A 16,820-nucleotide genomic window follows, 5' to 3' on the forward strand; every position below is an offset into this window, starting at 1 on the left:
CCTAATTGTTTGTTTCGGTATAAATAATATTAAATTTCAGTCTTTTTCCCGGATCGCTTCCCAAATTCCCATGAAGCACTGTTCCCCTAGATGTGATTACCGAGGCTGAAGGCACCCTGTCAATACCATTTACAGGGTTTTTTAAAGCTGAATTTGCCAATAAATTAATATTCTGAGTTATCACAAGGCCAAGTTTTACATTTTCGATATCCTCATTAAGGATTTGCTTGACATGTTCCGTGATCCTGATCTTATAACTTATTCCATTTTTATCTTCGTCCCTGATCAATCTTCCGGAATGACTCGTAAGTGAATTCAATGGAAAACTAACATCCGGTTGATTTATACTGTAATCAAGCAGTGGCCGATTAGTCTCTAAGTTGTATAGATATATTCTCTCTGGCTCTGAACTTCCACCCTCAACCTTGTCCTGATTCACATAAAAGGTTAAACTCGCCTCATTGATCAACCATTTATTCGCCTTTAACTCCTCCAGCTCAGCTTCATCCTCAAATAGGTCTATTACAGCCATGCTGCCGGCTCCACCTTTCAAATAAAGATTTTCTGCACCGGTTTCTTCATTTGTTTCTTCTATTTCCTTGGCTATTTGCGCCGGTAGTTCCTGGGAAAATGTGTTTACTGTATTCCCTCCCAGCTCAAGTTTATAAGATCTGGGAACTTCTATAATGGAATCTGCCACTTCCTGAAAATCTGTGTAATACAGAACAATTCCTGCTTCATTTCCACTTAAGTTCAACAACATCATCGAGCCGCTACCATCTACCGGTTCGGCTTCAAAATACAAGCCTCTTAAATAATTCCTGAAGTTATTATTATTGGACAATTCTGAAGAACCCTGCTTATCTATGATATTCTCTTTAAAGAATTGCGTTGATAAAGAAACCCTTAACCTGGGACTTACTCTTATGGTATCGATCTCATTTCCCTCGGTAGTTGGATCATTTTCAAAATAGACGGATTCTTTGTCTGAAGGTTTAAAAGATTCATTTACATAAAGAGGATCTCCAATCAAACTAGCCTTAAAAGCAGGACCTTGATTTGAATAATATTTTTGCCTGTTCTCAAAATTGGTTTCGGAGTCAAATTCATTTAAAAAGAAATTGGACCTGCTTACCGTTAATTTAAACGGGGAATCACCATAAACAGAATCCAGCCTAAAAACAGGATTTCCGTCTTCATCTGGCTCTAACCTTGTACTAAAGTAAGGCAGTGTTAAAATAACGCTGTCCAACCTTGGTTCATTTCCAAAAGTAGGATTACTGCTTGTAAGCGATACTTGAGAGAGTATACTGGCTGTTTGTTGCCCATAAACAGGCTCTTTATAAACGCCAAGCAAATTTACGGATAAACCGTTTGTTTGAACCGGGCCTAAATTCTTGCTATAAGCCATAATTCCCGCCCTGTAGGAAGGTAAGGAATCAATTTGACCCCCTATAAGCTCTCCACCAATTGTAGTAAAATCATCATCACAGGACACAAATGCCAGAAGAGTGATTAATACAGCCGGTATAAAGCCTAATCTTTTCAATAAAATCATTGGGTATAAGTTACTTATTGTGATAAAACCTGAGTAGTGTAAAATTCCTGATACGCTGAAGAAAATTCCTCCGGACTTTTATAATCCAAAACAGGCTTGTTCAGTTTGCTTAAATATTTCTTTAATTCTTCAGGAATGTTGTCGCCCGCTATTATTGCGGCATCAGAATTGTCGATAGCAGTTTTCATAATATTTACGTAATCCGGCTTTTTAAGATGCTTCACATCTTCTTCTTCCAAACCATCAAAAAGAATCTTTTTATTCATCTTCTTATCTAACGTGCCATCAAAGCTTTGATTGTATACAGAGGTCACAATTTTAGCCTCAGAGAACAAGGGCTCTTTCCCGTAATAATTCCTGATGTATAGTGGTAACAAGGCAGACAACCATCCATGAACGTGGATGATATCTGGAGACCAGTTAAGTTTCTTAACGGTTTCAATTACCCCTTTTGCAAAGAAAATAGCCCGTTCATCATTGTCCGAAAACATATTCCCATCTTCATCTGTAAGGGTTGCTTTTCTCTTAAAATAATCTTCATTATCAATAAAATAAACCTGCATTCTTTCCTTGGGAATAGAAGCAACCTTTATAATAAGGGGCATGTCCAGATCGTCAATCACCAAATTCATCCCGGATAAGCGAATCACTTCATGCAATTGGTGCCTCCTTTCATTGATATTGCCGTAACGGGGCATGAATATTCTAATTTGGCCTCCCAGCCCATTTACCATTCTGGCAGCATCAAAAGACATAGATGATATATCGGTTTCGGGCAGGTAAGGTATAACTTCAGATGATACGTATAATATCCTCTTATCTTTCATATGTAGATTCTTATTGTTCTTTAATTGTCATATGTAATTCACATATCTTCATCGGTGTTTGCATCGAATTTCCGTTATGCTCTTTTTCATATGTAGATATTTATTGTTTTTTAATGGTCATACCTAATCCGCATATTTTCATTGGATTTTGTGTCGCGTTTCCGTTATGCTTATTTCATAGGTGTATTGCTTTTGTGAATAAAAAACATGCAAAATTACAAAATTTTATGCAGTTTGACGGTAATATCTTAAGTTTGCACGCTGTTAATTTTATAATAAAATGCAGATATTTAGAGAAAAAGCCCTTTTACAACGTGAGATTTCACGCCTTAAGCTGAATAAAAACACGATTGGATTCGTGCCTACTATGGGTGCTTTGCATCAGGGACACCTCTCCCTTGTTAGGCAGGCCGCTGAAGTTTGTGATGCCGTAGTGGTGAGTATTTTTATAAATCCAACCCAGTTTGACAACCTCAAAGATCTGGAAAACTATCCCCGAACTTTAGATTCAGATATCGCCTTACTGGAAGATTTACACCTGGATTTACTTCTTTTTACTCCAAATGCTGCAGAATTATACGGAGAAGAGATCCAGGCAATGCATTTTGATTTTGGCGGAATTGAACATGAAATGGAAGGAAAATACAGGACAGGACACTTTAACGGAGTTGGTACAGTAGTAAAAAGGCTTTTTGAAATCGTTGTACCCAATAAAGCATTTTTTGGGGAAAAAGACTTTCAGCAATTACAGATCATTAGAAAATTAAACGAAAAAGAAAACCTGGGTGTCGATGTGATTGGGTGCCCTATAGATCGCGAAGATACCGGCTTGGCAAGGAGTTCAAGAAATGACCGACTAAGCGCTAATTTAAGGAAAGAAGCTGCTTTTATCTATCAGATATTGCTAAAAGTAAAGGAGAAATTTGGCATAGAAAATGCCGATGAAATAAAACTTTGGGTGGAAAATGAATTTGAAAACCACGCAGAATTAAACCTGGAATATTTTGAAATAGCCGATTCAAAAACACTGAGATCGGAAAATAATAACGATCAAAAATCAACATTCAGGGCTTTTATTGCCGCTTATGCCGGAGATGTTCGGCTAATTGACAATATTGCCTTAAATTATTAAAATTCAAAAATGCAAATTCACGTAGTAAAATCTAAAATACACCGCGTAAAATGTACCGGAGCCGATCTTAATTATATCGGGAGTATTACCATTGATCAGGATCTTATGGATGCCGCCAACATTATTGAAGGGGAAAAAGTACAAATAGTGAACAATAATAACGGGGAACGTCTTGAAACATACGCTATCCCGGGGCCCAGAAATTCTGGTGAGATCACTTTAAACGGAGCCGCAGCCAGAAGAGTGGCAAAAGGAGATGTACTTATCCTTATCACCTATGCAATCATGGACCTTGAAGAAGCCAAAGTCTTTAAACCATCCCTTGTGTTCCCTGATGAAGAAACCAATCTCCTCAATTAATTTTTGAAAAGATCTACAAAAAAAATACTGAAAATCATACTCCCACTCACTCTGGGAGTTTTTTTAATTTGGTACTCCATAAAGAATTCTACCCCTTCAGAAAGAGAACAATTATGGGAAAATATTACCCAGGCCCATCCCGGATGGATCCTTCTTTCTATGTTGTTAGGACTGCTATCCCATATTTCCCGTGCATACCGGTGGAAATTCCTGCTGGAACCTATGGGATACAAACCCAAATTTCTAAATAGTTTTATGGCGGTTATGGTAGCCTACCTTGCAAATTTTGGAATTCCAAGGTCCGGAGAAGTTCTTAGGGGAGTTACTATCTCTACCTATGAGAAAATACCTTTTGAAAAAGTTTTTGGAACAATAATTTCTGAAAGAATTGCCGATTTCATTATGCTTATGCTCATTATTGGTATTGCTATGATCCTGCAAACAGAATATTTACTGATTTATTTTGAGGAAAACAACATTAACCCTTTTCTAACAATCGCTATTCTTTTTGGGCTTTTGGCAGTTGGGATTTTTATCCTGAAACTAATTAGAAAATCCAAACATGGAGTAATCCTGAAAGTTAAAGCTTTTGCTAAAGGCCTGCTGGAAGGAATGCGAAGTATTTTAAAAATGAAGAATAAAGGAGCGTTCATTTTTCACACCGTCTTCATATGGGTGATGTATGTTTTAATGTTCTATGTACTTGTATTTACAGTTCCTGAAACCGCAGCAATGCCTTTTGGCGTGGTGATGATGGCCTTTGTGGTAGGCTCCTTTGCCATTTCGGCAACCAATGGAGGAATTGGTGTTTATCCCATTGCCATTGGCGCGAGTCTCATGCTATTTGGGATTAGCAAAGAAGCCGGTGAAGCATTTGGTTGGATTACCTGGGGAACCCAAACTTTTCTTGTGATTTTGGCAGGAGGGTTTTCTTTCCTTTTTCTTCCAATTTTTAACCGTCAAAAATAATAACTACATTGTGTGTAGTAATCAACAACTTAACCTATGCACAAAAAACTACTTTTGCTGTTACTTTTAACCCTGCCCAACCTTTTAATTTCCCAAATTATCCATAAAGAAATCGCTTCCTCAAAAATGGGAAAGGAACGGCAACTAAAGATTCAGCTTCCGCGAAATTATGAGCAAAACAAAGAAAAATCCTATCCTGTAATCATAGTGCTTGATGGCGATTATCTATTTGAACCAGTTGCCGGAAACATAGATTATTATTCTTACTGGGAAGATATCCCGGAAATGATCGTTGTAGGGATCAACCAATCTGCTACCCGGGAATCTGACGCTTATTATGATGAAAACACCTTTTTACCCTCCGATACCGGAGCTGCATTTTTTGAATTTATAGGGATGGAATTGATGCCGTTTCTGGATTCAAACTATAGAACAGGCTCCTTCCGCGTAATTGTGGGACATGATTTCACTTCAAATTTCATCAACTATTACCTATTAAAAGAGAAACCATTATTCCGTGGCTACATCAATCTTAGCCCCGATCTTGCACCGGAAATGGCAAATCGTATTACGGCATCCCTTGAAAAAACAACCGAACCAATCTGGTATTACCTGGCAACATCTTCTGAAGATATTTCAGCTTTAAAAGAGCCAATTCTAAAGTTTGATTCCCAGTTGAAAAATATCAATAACAAAAACCTGCAATATAACTTTGATAATTTTCAGGATGCAACACATTATACGCTGGTAGGGAATGCAATTCCAAAAGCTATAGAGCAAATATTTAAGGCATATAGACCTATTTCAATTCAGGATTATAACAGTATCCTGCTTCAAACTTCTGTTTCCTCCTATACTTATTTGGTAGAAAAGTATGAAACCATTCAAAACCTCTTCGGTATCGATAAACAAATAAGGCTGAATGATTTTATGGCGGTGTATAATGCGATGGAGAAAACAAGGAAATGGGACGAGTTAAAAGATCTTGCAAAATTAGCCAATGATCATTACCCAAACACGATGCTGGGCACCTATTTTGATGCCCGGTACGATGAGGAAATGGGCAATCCAAAAAGGGCCATGCGAAGCTATCAAAAGGCCTATGGACAGGACCCCATCTCTTTTTTAACGGTGGATTTTATGTTGAACAAAGCAGATCAGATCAAGAAAGATTTTAACTATTAAGATCCTAATCAATACCTTGCAGGAAACGGACATACATCACGGAATGGAACCCTCCGTGGGAATTAAAAATCAAAAAAAACATTCAGAAAAAATATGGCTAAACCAACAACTGTCTTCTATTGTCAGAATTGTGGTGGACAACATTCAAAATGGCAAGGCCAATGCTCTACCTGTAAAGAATGGAACACCCTTGTAGAAGAAGTTATTCAAAAACCCGATCAAAAAGATTGGAAAACACCCTTAGTGCGAGCGGTTAAAAGAACCCCAAAACCCACCAAAATAGCCGATATTCAGGTTTCTACTGAATCCAGGCTAAATACCAACAACCTGGAACTCGACAGGGTTTTGGGGGGTGGACTTGTTCCCGGCTCGCTCACCCTTCTTGGAGGCGAACCTGGAATTGGAAAAAGCACGTTGTTATTGCAAATCTCTTTAAATCTAAAACAAAAAACTTTGTATGTTTCCGGAGAGGAAAGCGAACAGCAAATAAAGATGCGGGCAGAGCGTATAAATCCAAATCCGGCCAATTGTTATATACTTACGGAAACCAAAACCCAGAATATCTTTAAACAAATAGAAACGCTTCAGCCGGAGATTGTCATCATAGATTCCATTCAAACCCTACACAGTGATTATATTGAAAGTTCTGCAGGAAGCATTTCGCAAATCAGGGAATGTACCACAGAGCTAATTAAATACGCCAAAGAAACGGGAGTTCCCGTTATCCTCATAGGTCACATTACGAAGGAAGGAAGTATAGCCGGGCCAAAAGTTTTGGAACATATGGTAGATACCGTGTTGCAGTTTGAAGGAGATCGCAATCACGTTTACAGGATCCTGAGAGCACATAAAAATAGATTTGGCTCCACTCATGAGCTAGGAATTTACGAAATGTTGGGCAGCGGATTGCGCGAAGTGTCCAACCCATCAGAAATATTGATCTCCAAGAATGATGAAGGCTTGAGCGGAACTGCCATCGCTTCTACTATGGAAGGCATGCGGCCTTTAATGATAGAGATCCAGGCTTTGGTGAGTTCGGCCGTTTATGGCACTCCCCAACGCTCTACAACGGGTTATAATGCAAAACGACTTAATATGCTGCTTGCCGTGCTTGAAAAACGCGCAGGATTTCGCCTGGGAGCAAAAGATGTATTTTTGAATGTTACCGGTGGTATTTCTGTAGATGATCCCGCAATAGATTTGGCTGTTATAGCTGCCATTCTATCATCCAATGAAGATGTTTACATTGAAAAGGATATTTGTTTTGCGGCAGAAGTAGGTTTGGCCGGAGAAATAAGACCTGTTCCCAGGGTGGAACAACGAATTCTCGAGGCTGAAAAACTGGGTTTTGCAACAATCATGATCTCCAAACAAACCAAACTACCCAAGAATAATTACCAGATAAAAATTCAAAGAGTCGCCAGGATTGAAGATGTGGTGCACTTTTTATTTGAATAAACTGCTGCTTTAATTCACGAAAACCTTGTTGCCCGATTATAGTTCCTTAAGGCGCCGGGTCTGGGATTGCTTCATGAATTTCATTTATTTCCTTTAAAATTTCTTCGGAAAGTTCCACTTCAAAAGCATCGATATTTTCTGAAAGCTGATCCAAAGTGGTTGCCCCAATTATAGTACTTGTAACAAACGGCTGCCTATCTATAAAACCCAGTGCCAGCTGGATCGGAGTTATTTCATATTTTTTTGCGAGTGCCACATACCTTGTAGTAGCTTCCACTGCCTGGGGATTTGAATATCTGTTGTACTGAGGAAATAATGTCAATCTCGAATTTACCGGGGCATCTTTTAAATATTTACCGGTTAAAGTTCCCATTCCTAATGGGGAATATGGGAGTAACCCAATATTTTCACGATGAAATATTTCGGTTAACCCAATTTCATCCTTTCTGTTCAAGAGGCTGTAAGGGTTTTGTACCGTACGTATCCTGGGAGCACCATTTCTGGCTTCTTCAACACAGCGCATAACTCCATAAGGGGTTTCATTGGATAATCCTATTTCCCGGATTTTCCCGGATTTGATAAAACCATCTAAATCCAATAAAATCTGTTTAAAATTGTCTTTCCATTTTTCTTCTTCATCAACCACGTATCCTCTTTTGCCAAAAAAGTTGGTATTCCTTTCCGGCCAGTGCAATTGGTACAGGTCTATATAATCTGTCTGGAGTCTATTCAAATTGGCGTCAATTGCCTCGGTAAGAGCAGCCTTGCTGAAGCCAAGATTTGGACGAATATGAGCAACCGCCTTTCCCGGTCCTGCAATCTTTGAGGCCAACACCACTTTTTCCCTGTTCCCGGTATTTTTAAGCCAGGAACCTATAATTTTTTCAGTGTTGCCCTGGGTTTCCTTTCGCGCGGGAGTTGAGTACATCTCTGCAGTATCTATAAAATTAACGCCTCTTTCAAGAGCATAATCCAGCTGCCTATGGCCATCTGCTTCGCTGTTTTGCTGACCCCAGGTCATGGATCCCAAACATACTTTACTTACTTTAATAGCTGTGCCCGGTAAATTGGTGTATTTCATTTAAAATATTATTAAACGGGTTTTCATCAACAGGAATTTGTTGAATCCATTTTTCTATAATTGTGATAGAAAAATTTACTCCTCCATTTCATTTAACATTTGGCTTATTTCATCCAGTTTTGGAGTTAGGATCACTTCTATTCTGCGGTTTTTGGCTTTACCTTCTGCGGTTGAATTTTCGGCTATAGGAGCAAATTCCCCACGTCCCGCAGCAGTTAAATTTTGTTGATCTATGCCCTTGTTTTCCTGAAGTATCTGAACGATGGAAGTTGCCCTTTTTGTAGAAAGATCCCAGTTGTCATTTAATTGTCCCGTACCGCCATAAGGGACATTGTCTGTATGTCCTTCAATTAAAACTGCGATATCGGGATTTTGGGCAAGTACAGTTCCTAATTGCTGAACCGCCTTTCTACCTTCAGAATTCACAGCCCAGCTCCCGGAACTGAACAAGAGTTTATTTTCCATGGAAACATAGACTTTCCCATCCCGCTGCTCTACCGTGAGACCTTTTCCTTCAAAATTTGTAAGTGCATTTGAAACTGCTGTTTTTAATGCATTCATTTTGGCATCTTTCGCTGCTATAAGGCCTTCAAGTTCATTAATTCTGTTTATTCGGCCGGTTAGATCCTTTTGAAGTTTTTCTAATCTTGCCTGCTCTGTCGCCAGGGTTTTCTCTTTTAGGTCCAGTTCTGCCAAAAGTTCCCTGTTTTGTCTGGAGTTTTCTGCAAGAACCGATGAACTGTTGGCCTCCAATGCATCATAGGAATCCTTCAGGCTTTCATACCTGCCGGAAGTGCGCTCCAAATCCAATTGCAATTGATCTCTTTCTGAAGTTAATTTATCTTTTTCAGCCTGAAGAGTTGCAAGTTCCTTCGCACCTGATGTTTTTGTTTGTTTAAGATCTTCAGAAAGCTTCTGGTTTTTAGACTGAAGATTATCATACCCGGATTGCAGGTCCTTATGTACTTTGGAAGACACACAGGAAGAGACCAGTAAGCTTGAAAAAATAACTGTGAAAAATAATATTTTAGACATTTTCATAATTCTCTAATGGATTTCAATTAAAACGGGACAATGATCACTATGCTTCGCCTCTGGTAAGATAACGGCACGTTTAAGTTTTTCTTTTAAAGGTTCCGAGATTAAATTGTAATCTATACGCCAACCTTTATTGTTTTCGCGCGCATTGGCACGATAACTCCACCAGGAATAATTATCTGATTCTTTATTTAAATGCCTGAAAGAATCTATAAATCCGCTATTCATAAAATCTTCTATCCACGCTCGTTCTTCCGGCAGAAATCCGGAAGTGTTTTTAAGCCGAACAGGATCGTGAATATCGATGGCCTGATGGCAAATATTATAATCCCCCGAAATGATCAAATTTGGGATTTGAAGTTTTAAATCGTCTATATATTTCTGAAAATCGGCCATGAACTGGAACTTATGTTCTAACCGCTTAATATTTGTTCCTGAAGGAAGGTACAGACTCATTACCGAAAATGCTTCAAAATCCATTCTCAGGTTCCTGCCTTCAAAATCCATGTATTCTATCCCTGTTCCATATGTTACATTCAGGGGTTCATGCTTGCTTAAGATTGCAACTCCACTATAGCCTTTTTTTTGTGCGGGATACCAGTAGTTGTATTTATAACCGGCGTCCTCGAAGGGTTTGGCATCAAATTGATCTGGATTTGCCTTTATTTCCTGCAGGCAAAGAATATCGGGATCTGCACTTATTAACCAATCGATAAAACCTTTTCTTAATGCAGCCCTTATTCCGTTGACATTGTAGGAGATAATTTTCATGAAATATTTTTTCCAAAAATAAGGAATCGTGTGTGATTTATATAATTTGAATTGTTTTTTAAGCGGTTATTTTCGCCTAAGGAAACCTGCTAGTTCGCGCTGCTGCTATTTTACGATAAAGCGTTTTACAATCCCAACTTCCCTGGTTCCAATTCTCAGCAAATAAACCCCGGTGGCGGCATAGGACATATCAAATTCATACAAATATCCCTGGCCGTTGCTTTCAACTTTATTTTCCAGCAATTTCTGTCCTAATAAATTATGAATTGTGACCCGCAGGGTTTCATCAAATTCTGTCTCCAGGAATACCCGAAAAATACCATTTCCCTGATCTGAAATCACAAGATTTGCTTCATTTAAAAGAAAGTCATCTAAGCTTATCGAACTGTCTGTTACCCGCACACTATAATCGTGTGTTGTTCCATAATCCATAACACTACAGGGATTATTAAGATCTCCGTCAAAAGAGACATCCCCTGCCCTTATCCTAAGCAAATGAAGTCCCAGAGCTGCATCAGCAGGAAGCGTGAATTCATACTCATGCCAGGTATTAGCCGAGGGGATAACCTGGCTGGAAATAAATCGTTCTTCATCGTCAAAAACTCCATTATCATTTAAATCTATCCACATAGAAAATTGTTCATTTCCTTCCGGAGAATCAAATAAAGTTTTTACCCTTACGGTAAAAGTTCTATTTGATCTGTCCAGATCTGTTGAAGAACCAATAAAATCTCCGTAGCCAGAAGTACACGCTATTCTTTCATTGAGAATACCTTCCAGTTCAAAAGAAAATATCCCATCTCCAAAACTTGTACAATCGGATCCTTCAGGAATACAGTTTAAATTTGCTACCGATTTCTTTACGCCATCATTTAGAGGTTGACTGTCACCGTTTAAATTAGTTTCAGCAGCTATGTTATAACGACCAAAAGCAGAAAGATTGGCTGTTTGAGAAAAGGTATAAGTCACATTTTCTCCTACCGGAAGAGTACCTGAAAAAGTTTCATTCACACTTCTATTATTCTCGATTCGGTAAGAAACGGGAATGTTTGTTTGTGCTTCTCCCCCAAAATTTTCTATGGTAACCGTTATTTCTTCGGAAGAAGTTAATTCCAAACCAGTGGAAGGTGCATCTATGGAGGTTACACCAACATCATTGGGAAAAAGGTTTCTAATTGTTCCTGAAAATTCATCATTATCCTCCCTTTCATCGCCGGCTAAATTTGTGGAAGCAGTAACCTCATAAGTCTGGCCTACGGTTCCCAAATTTGCTGTAGTAGAAAATGTATAATCTACAGAGCTTGTTCCAGGTAAACTTCCTTCAAATACTTCGTTCACGGCTTGACCTCCGTTAATGATGTAACTTACAGGAATATTGAATTGGGTATTTCTTCCAAAATTTCGAATTGTAACTGTTATTGCTTCAGAGTTGGAAAGCGTAGCATCTTTAGGACTTGGGATTGCGATAATTCCAACATCATTATTAAAATCGGGAGCGAGTTGAAAAACGCCCACTCTGTTTTTCCTGTCTAAACCATCAAAATATTCTCCGTTGTGCCAAAAGGTAATACCATCTGCAGGATCCAGCGTTAAATGGGCATAATCTCCATACCGGGTGTTGGGATTCGGGCTAAGACCTTCAACGATGCTGGCTTCCACAAGTGTCATTTCTCCCAGGGGGTCGTTGGCATATCTTCCTGTAAACCTTATTGAAGGAAATACAGGTTTTACAGGACTGTCATCTAGAACGGTATATCCCAGGCCAATATTACCTTCTCTATCCATTCCAATACTTCCGCTAAATCTATCGCTTTTGTCCGGGGCATAGGTTCCTTCCTGGAATACGCTCCATGTTCCTCCATTCCTGTCTTGTCTAAGTTCATACCATCGAATTCCGGCATGTTCTGCGGCAGTTGGATTTACATCCACAACAAAATTCATCACTACAGAATTATGGTTTGAAAACCTCCTGTACTGGGTCATATACATCATTGTAGCCTGCAAAACGTCTATATCCGGAGCCTGATTTGGTTGAGCAAGATTGGAAAAAGCACCTCCGTCAAAAGTGGCAATAAATGGGGAAACTCCACTTGCAGCGCCCAATTCCTGAGATTCCTGTATAGTTGAATTTGCCAATGAATTCCAGTTTACATTGATGTTCCAAATCTTTAGGTGATCTTCTGAAACCCCGGCCCAGGCATCATCCTGAAGGTAAATTATTGGAGAATTTCCCAAAGGAGGCATTTCCCCACCCATGGCATGAAAACCTGCAGGACTGTAAAAACCATTCGTATTTATACCTGGCAAGGGAAATGCCAGTAACCCGGCGGTTTCCCCTATTAGCATCCTGTCTCTTTCAAGTACGTAAACTACCTGACTAGTACTTGCGGAATTGGAATTTTTATTAGTGGTCACATAATACCCATCACTCCAAACTGAAATTTTGGGATAATCAGGTAGGACATTATTTGTAAGAAATCTATACGTGTACCAACCATCATTTACGGGGTCCGGCCCTTGAGATACGGCCACCAAAAAACCTCTTTCCGAAGGAGTATCGCTGAACTGCATGATCAAAAATCTGTCTGCAAATTCATCATATAAAACAATGGGATCTCCCAGGTTTTCATTAGTAAATTCACCGCCAATACTTGATAAAGATGCTGGTGGCACGATCCTGTTTCCGCTTTTATCGAAAATGGAAAAAGCGGAGTTCCATCCGTTTACATAATGATTGGGACCCGCAGCCCCTGTAGGATCGGTAGGTGTTGAACGGGAAGTAACTGCATCAAATGAAAAAATTGGTGCTTTTCCAGGGACTTCTCCCATTTTTTCCTGAAGTGCGGCATCCCTGGTTTTAGGCAATCCTTTTCCCGGAACCACTTTATTAATTCCCCTGTTTCTGGGGTTTACCACTTTAAATTCTGTTGAGGGAGCTATTAATTGTCGCTTTGAAATTGCAGATACAGGAATTGCCTGGGCTGAATCGATATAAACAGGCCCTGAAATTTCTCTTTTCTGAGCGGTAATCTGCAAAGAAAAAAGAAAAAGTAATATTGTGAAAAGAGAGTAAAATCGAATCATATTTTTAAAAAAGAACATTTTTAAACATAAAGGGTTAAAATTAAGGAATAAATAAAAAATAAAAGAGGCAATTAACTATTTAATTGCCTCTTTTATTACGTAAATATTATAAAAAATTCTAGCCTTTAATCCATTTCTTAAAATTCACCTCTTCCTCAATGATCTTTTTAAGCTCTGAAACAGGCACCCGTTTTTGCTCCATACTGTCCCTGTATCTTACTGTTACTTCATTATCCTCCAGCGAGTCATGATCTACCGTTATACAAAGAGGAGTTCCAGCAGCATCCTGTCTTCTGTACCTTCTTCCTATAGCATCCTTTTCGTCATATTGAACCCTGAAATCCCATTGTAATTCCTCAATGATCTTTCGGGCAAGTTCCGGTAAACCATCTTTTTTAACCAGCGGAAGTATAGCAGCCTTGGTTGGAGCAAGAACTGCAGGAAGCTTTAGCACTGTTCTGGAAGAACCATCTTTTAAGGTTTCCTCTTTTAAGGAAGAAGATAAAACCGCCAAAAACATCCTGTCCAAACCTATGGAAGTTTCAATTACGTAAGGCACATACGTTTCATTTAATTCGGGATCAAAAAACCGCAATTTTTTACCTGAATGTTCCTCGTGGGCTTTTAGGTCAAAATCTGTTCGGGAATGGATACCTTCCAGTTCTTTAAATCCAAAAGGGAAATCAAATTCTATATCGGTAGCAGCGTTGGCATAATGCGCCAATTTATCATGGTCGTGAAAACGGTAATTTTCCTCTCCTAGTTTTAAGGAGTAATGCCATTTAATTCGTTCCTCTTTCCAGTGTTCGTACCACTTCAATTCATCTCCGGGACGCACAAAAAATTGCATCTCCATTTGCTCAAATTCCCGCATTCTGAAAATAAACTGACGCGCTACGATCTCATTTCTAAAGGCTTTTCCTGTTTGAGCTATTCCGAAAGGAATTTTCATTCTTCCGGTTTTTTGCACATTTGAAAAGTTCACAAAAATACCCTGGGCTGTTTCCGGTCTTAAATATAAATCGGAAGAAGTCTCTGAAGATGCTCCCATTTTGGTACCAAACATTAGGTTAAACTGGCGTACATCGGTCCAGTTCTTCGAACCGGTTTCCGGATCGGCTATTTCGAGTTCTTCAATCAGCGCTTTTACATCCTTCAAATCCTCACGCGTAAGAGAATCCCCTAACCGCTTTAAAATATCCTTACGCTGAGTGAGATATTTTCCAACCCGCTCATTTGTAGCAACAAATTGCTCTTCATCAAAGGAATCCCCGAATCGCTTTTTTGCCTTATCGATCTCCTTTTGTGCTTTTTGCAATAGTTTTTCAGCGAAATCTTCCACCAAAACATCCGCCCGGTAGCGTTTTTTGGAATCTTTATTATCTATCAATGGATCGTTAAAAGCATCTACGTGTCCCGATGCTACCCAGGTCTTTGGGTGCATAAGGATAGAAGCATCTATGCCTACGATGTTTTGATTGAGTTGCACCATACTCTTCCACCAGTATTCCCGGATGTTTTTCTTCAACTCGGCACCATTCTGACCGTAGTCGTACACAGCACTTAGCCCATCATAAATTTCACTGGATGCGAAAATATACCCATACTCCTTGGCATGGGAAATCACATTTTTAAATAAATCTTCTTGTTTTGCCATAGCGCAAAAATAAAAAAACCGCCTTGATAAAGCTCAAGGCGGTTCCTGATTTTTTAATTTTAATTATTTATCTCAAATTGAATGAGGCAGTTCCTATTAAATCAGGCCCAGCGTAAACGTATACTTTATAGGTTCCCTCAATAAGTTTATCTTGTCTGGTTTTTGAAAGAACACACACGTCAAGTTCTTCATTTTCATAAAAAATCCTGGACTGGGCACTGTAAACCATCACTCCACCATCGTGCTCCACTGCAATTTCATCGCCTACCAGTTCATTTCTTGGATTATAAACCTGTATATACATATCTCTTTCTCCTGCCGGTGCAAGCACATTTTCCGTAATGGTAAAGCAAGTTCGAATCTGGTCAATTCTTCCCGTTTTATCGTTGGTAACCAGTTTCCCATTATTCCGAACAATCACTCCTTCCCCTTTAAGGGATGTTATTTTTAACTGGGCAGCTTTATCAACTTTGGTGGAAAGACTCTGATTGGTTTGAGAGAGAGAATCGGCCTGCCTTGTCCTTTGTGTCAGGACATTTTGTGTACTGTCTATGGTTGAAGACAGCATTCGGTTTTGGTTGCTCAAACTGTCAACGACTCTAAACAAACGCTCTTTTTCATTTTTCAGGGTACCAATTTCTCTTCTGTATCTTGAAATAAGCACCAGGTTGGCCTCAGCGTCCTTTACAGAATCTAAAAGTACCACGATACGTTCCCGGGCATTTACAAGATCCTGATCCATCACCTCATTTGTGGCGATCGCTTCATCATATTTTACGATCAGGTCGTTGAGTTCATCTTCAATTACGGCCTTTTCCTTTTGAAGGATTGCCTTATTTTCCTTTTCCTCATTATAAAATTTGATGGTGTAAATTCCGAGCGCCACAAGGGCTACGGCCAAAATACCGGTCAAAATCTTTAGGGCGGTATTGTTTTTCTGTTCGGTCATCATTTTAAATATTTAGTTTGTAAATTTATAAGTAAAAGCATCTAAATTACAATTCCTTAACAAATGTTTCACGATTTTATCAATTTATTTTACCCCAGGCTTTGTCAGATCTGCGATAGCTCCCTGATTAGAAGTGAAACAGTGCTTTGTTTAAAGTGCATTCATCAGCTGCCTGTTACCAATTTTCATCTTCAAAACGAAAATCCGGTTAAAAAAGTATTTTATGGACGTGTACTTGTTGAAAACGCAACTGCTTTGCTACATTTCAGGAAGAAAGGTGCGGTGCAAAAGCTTATCCATCAGCTAAAATATAAAGGACAAAAAGAAATTGGTACCTATCTTGGGAAATGGATGGGAAAGGAATTGGCCGAAAGTTCCGAATTTAAAGAGATCGATATGGTAATTCCCGTTCCGCTTCACCGAAAAAAATTAAGATCACGGGGATTTAATCAGGTAGAATATTTTGGAAAAGAGATTGCCGCAGCCCTACAAATTCCTTATGAGGACAAAGTCCTGTTGAAAAAATCCTATTCTTCAACCCAAACCATAAAAATCCGCCTGGCGCGATGGGGCAACATAGAAGAAACTTTTGTTTTGGCAAATTCAGAAAAAATAAGGAACAAACACATACTTCTGGTGGATGATTTAATTACCACCGGAGCGACCCTGGAAGCCTGCTCCAATATCCTGCTACACGCACCCGGCATCAAAATTAGCATTGCTTCTATGGCAATGGCCTGATAACAAAATG

14 protein-coding genes are annotated in these 16,820 nt (G+C 39.1%); 6 read left to right on the forward strand and 8 right to left on the reverse strand.

Going from position 1 to position 16,820, the window contains the following annotated elements; all coding sequences use genetic code 11:
- Position 1 precedes the first annotated feature (1 nt).
- Together ACKGJN_RS01950 and ACKGJN_RS01955 are read right to left on the reverse strand one after the other, a co-directional pair.
- Positions 2-1,558: a DUF4270 domain-containing protein gene (locus ACKGJN_RS01950; RefSeq protein WP_409537737.1), complete on the reverse strand. Its 1,557-nt coding sequence runs from the start codon at positions 1,556-1,558 to the stop codon at positions 2-4.
- Positions 1,559-1,572: 14 nt separating this feature from the next.
- Complete coding sequence (locus ACKGJN_RS01955; RefSeq protein WP_409537738.1) at positions 1,573-2,385, reverse strand: glycogen/starch synthase; 813 nt, start codon at positions 2,383-2,385, stop codon at positions 1,573-1,575.
- A 280-nt stretch (positions 2,386-2,665) separates the two neighbouring features.
- On the opposite strand from ACKGJN_RS01955, the gene panC reads away from it, so the two are divergent.
- The 5 genes from panC (at position 2,666) to radA (ending at position 7,489) form a co-directional block, all read left to right on the forward strand.
- Positions 2,666-3,517 (forward strand): pantoate--beta-alanine ligase, encoded by an 852-nt coding sequence (panC, locus tag ACKGJN_RS01960; RefSeq protein WP_409537739.1) that lies wholly within the window; start codon positions 2,666-2,668, stop codon positions 3,515-3,517.
- Between the two features lie 9 nt (positions 3,518-3,526).
- Positions 3,527-3,877 carry an aspartate 1-decarboxylase gene (gene panD, locus ACKGJN_RS01965; RefSeq protein WP_409537740.1) on the forward strand — a complete coding sequence of 117 codons (351 nt, stop codon included), beginning with the start codon at positions 3,527-3,529 and terminating at the stop codon, positions 3,875-3,877.
- A 3-nt stretch (positions 3,878-3,880) separates the two neighbouring features.
- Entirely contained in the window at positions 3,881-4,846 is a 966-nt protein-coding gene (locus tag ACKGJN_RS01970; protein WP_409537741.1) for a lysylphosphatidylglycerol synthase transmembrane domain-containing protein, read from the forward strand.
- Between the two features lie 36 nt (positions 4,847-4,882).
- On the forward strand, positions 4,883-6,031 hold the full coding sequence (locus tag ACKGJN_RS01975) for an alpha/beta hydrolase (protein WP_409537742.1): 1,149 nt from the start codon (positions 4,883-4,885) through the stop codon (positions 6,029-6,031).
- Between the two features lie 93 nt (positions 6,032-6,124).
- Complete coding sequence (radA, locus tag ACKGJN_RS01980; protein WP_409537743.1) at positions 6,125-7,489, forward strand: DNA repair protein RadA; 1,365 nt, start codon at positions 6,125-6,127, stop codon at positions 7,487-7,489.
- 46 nt (positions 7,490-7,535) lie between these two features.
- On the opposite strand, the gene ACKGJN_RS01985 is transcribed toward radA, so the two are convergent.
- From ACKGJN_RS01985 to ACKGJN_RS02010, 6 genes are all read right to left on the reverse strand, one after another.
- Positions 7,536-8,570 carry an aldo/keto reductase gene (locus tag ACKGJN_RS01985; RefSeq protein ID WP_409537744.1) on the reverse strand — a complete coding sequence of 345 codons (1,035 nt, stop codon included), beginning with the start codon at positions 8,568-8,570 and terminating at the stop codon, positions 7,536-7,538.
- 75 nt (positions 8,571-8,645) lie between these two features.
- A complete protein-coding gene (locus ACKGJN_RS01990; RefSeq protein WP_409537745.1) occupies positions 8,646-9,605 on the reverse strand; it encodes an OmpA/MotB family protein in 960 nt (319 codons plus the stop codon).
- Between the two features lie 12 nt (positions 9,606-9,617).
- A complete protein-coding gene (locus ACKGJN_RS01995; RefSeq protein WP_409537747.1) occupies positions 9,618-10,379 on the reverse strand; it encodes an exodeoxyribonuclease III in 762 nt (253 codons plus the stop codon).
- A 105-nt stretch (positions 10,380-10,484) separates the two neighbouring features.
- Positions 10,485-13,463 carry a GEVED domain-containing protein gene (locus ACKGJN_RS02000; protein WP_409537748.1) on the reverse strand — a complete coding sequence of 993 codons (2,979 nt, stop codon included), beginning with the start codon at positions 13,461-13,463 and terminating at the stop codon, positions 10,485-10,487.
- A gap of 118 nt (positions 13,464-13,581) precedes the next feature.
- Positions 13,582-15,120, reverse strand: a complete 1,539-nt coding sequence (locus tag ACKGJN_RS02005; RefSeq protein ID WP_409537749.1) for a glycine--tRNA ligase — start codon at positions 15,118-15,120, stop codon at positions 13,582-13,584.
- A 67-nt stretch (positions 15,121-15,187) separates the two neighbouring features.
- Entirely contained in the window at positions 15,188-16,072 is an 885-nt protein-coding gene (locus ACKGJN_RS02010; RefSeq protein ID WP_409537750.1) for a hypothetical protein, read from the reverse strand.
- A 60-nt stretch (positions 16,073-16,132) separates the two neighbouring features.
- Between ACKGJN_RS02010 and ACKGJN_RS02015 the strand changes: the two genes are divergently transcribed.
- Positions 16,133-16,810: a ComF family protein gene (locus ACKGJN_RS02015; protein WP_409537751.1), complete on the forward strand. Its 678-nt coding sequence runs from the start codon at positions 16,133-16,135 to the stop codon at positions 16,808-16,810.
- Positions 16,811-16,820 lie beyond the last annotated feature (10 nt).

The organism is Gillisia xinjiangensis (assembly GCF_046298265.1).
Lineage (GTDB): Bacteria > Bacteroidota > Bacteroidia > Flavobacteriales > Flavobacteriaceae > Gillisia > Gillisia xinjiangensis.